The organism is Mycobacterium sp. TH-M116 (genome assembly GCF_057473685.1).
This window is the reverse complement of sequence record NZ_JBYCLC010000201.1, coordinates 1-1890: the sequence shown is the minus strand read 5'-3', so window position 1 is coordinate 1890 and position 1890 is coordinate 1. Positions and strand designations below refer to the sequence as shown.

The following is a 1890-nucleotide window of genomic DNA, read 5'->3' as shown; positions in this document are numbered from 1 at the left end:
AGTGCTGGGACATGGATTTTCCTTTCCTGGTGGGTTTTCAGCTGAAGTACTCGGGTCGACTGACGTAGGTGTCGGTGACGAACATGACCCCGGGCGAGTCGTCGAGTAGGCGACGCAGTCCCGCAATCAGCGGCCCTGACTTCGCCTCCGGGACGACGGTGATGAGCAGCTCGAGAGACGCTTGTTGGTTGAAAAGCAGCCGGCCCTGGTGGTAACCGTGGTGGCCGAGCCCCGACACACCGGACACGCTGGTGAAACCTGTTGTCCCGGCGCTGCGGAACTGCTCGCGAACTGCCGTTACGTATTCTCCGGGAACGACGACCTCTATCTTGGTCATCTTGGTAAGTCCGTCTACCGACATGGGGTTACCTCCTGTTCGATGGGGTGATTGGGGTCGGCTTCAGCGGTCACGTCCCAGCTGCGCCAGCCGCCTCGGGTCCAGCGTTGCCAGCCTTGGTCTGCGTGCTCGCGGGCAGCCAGGCAAATCCAGTCGTTGCCGAACAGGTTTTGCAGTAGGGGATTTCGCTGGATCACCATGTCGATGCGCTGCAGCGGTGCCTGGACGATGGCCAGCAAACGCAGGGGTTCGTGACCGAAGGACCGACCATCGGTGATCGACTGCCGGGGCAGGCCCAGTTGCAGGTCGCCTCCGTAGCCCGCCAGCACGCCCACGCCGGCGACCACGTTGTGGATGGTCTTGGTTCCCGCTCCGAAGACCTCGGGCGCCACTGTCGAGAAGTAGTACTGACAGTTGATCCATTGAGCGACCACCATCGGCGCGGTCAGAATCGTTTCCAGTGCGCTCCCCTCGGGGTCGACTTCGGCCTCGTAGGAATGCAGGAAAATCCTTCGTCGCAGGTCGATTCCGCGGGTGATAGCGCGCGGAGCCACGACGAACGCCGCGTTACCGGCCAGGCCCCACTCGGGGAAGACCTGCGCCCAGTCGAGGGATCTGTTGACGACGTGGCGTGCGGCTTGTGCCGGGCGGGCCGCAGCAGGGCCGCCGGGAAGACCCGCGCAGCGCTCGGCGGCCAGTTCAGCTCCGGCGATTGCGAGATCTGTGCTGAGCCTGCGCACGTCGTGGCGGTGGCCGGCCGGAACCAGGTGCACATCCAGGACGGAAACCCGGTCGGTCGCGGTGTCATGCAGTGCCGGGACGAACCAGGTGTCGTCAGGAATCGCGATGCCCAGATTGCGCAATGCGCCGCGCACCTCGGTGTTGTTGAGGATCGCCGCGGCGGTGCGGGCGTTCGGGCCGCCGGCCTGCCCGCCACATGCTCCGCAGTCCAGCGCCGCCTGGTACGGGTTGTTTTCGGTGAGGCTGCCGTGACCGCACAAAACGACCAGGCGGGCGAATCCGTCGGTCAGCCCCATGGTGGTGAGGGCCACCTGGGCGTAGAGCGCGCGCCGGCCCAACTCGGTCGTGTCGTTGATCGACAGCACGGTCGGCGCGGGGGGCGCCACCCGGTCGCGCAGCCGTCGGCGCAGGGTGCCGGCGAATTTCGGGCTCAGCGTTTTGGCCGCTGCCCACGGGCCGGCGGCCCAGCCCGCGGCCTCGGCCAAGGCGAACGGGGCGAGCAGGGCCTGCTTGGCGGTATGGAACGCCGCGTCCGCACCAGCCAACCTGACGCTGCCGTCGCGCAGGCGCCGCGCCGCGGCATCGGCGGACGGTGCCGGGATCTCACGGACATCGTGCTCCGGGCTGATCAGCACCGGGCACAGATCGTCGGGCCTTCCGCCGAGGAGGTCGCTGAACCGGATCGCGACGGCAAAAAAGCCGGCGAAACCGAAAGTGTCGTATGCCCCCAGGGATTCCACGTGGCGACGCAGCCCCTCGGACCGGGTGTCGATGCAGCACACGAGCTGGGCTTGCGCGCGCCCACGTCTTGG

Annotated in this window: 2 protein-coding genes; both read right to left on the bottom strand. The window is 67.0% G+C overall.

Annotated elements, in window-relative coordinates:
• Positions 1 to 37: 37 nt before the first annotated feature.
• The gene (locus AC2VOK_RS10230; RefSeq protein ID WP_428900366.1) at positions 38 to 337 is read right to left on the bottom strand and encodes a P-II family nitrogen regulator; all 300 of its coding nucleotides are present in this window, start codon (positions 335 to 337) and stop codon (positions 38 to 40) included.
• A 14-nt stretch (positions 338 to 351) separates the two neighbouring features.
• The coding region (locus AC2VOK_RS10225; protein WP_428900365.1) for a putative inorganic carbon transporter subunit DabA at positions 352 to 1890 on the bottom strand (1539 nt) is incomplete at its 5' end.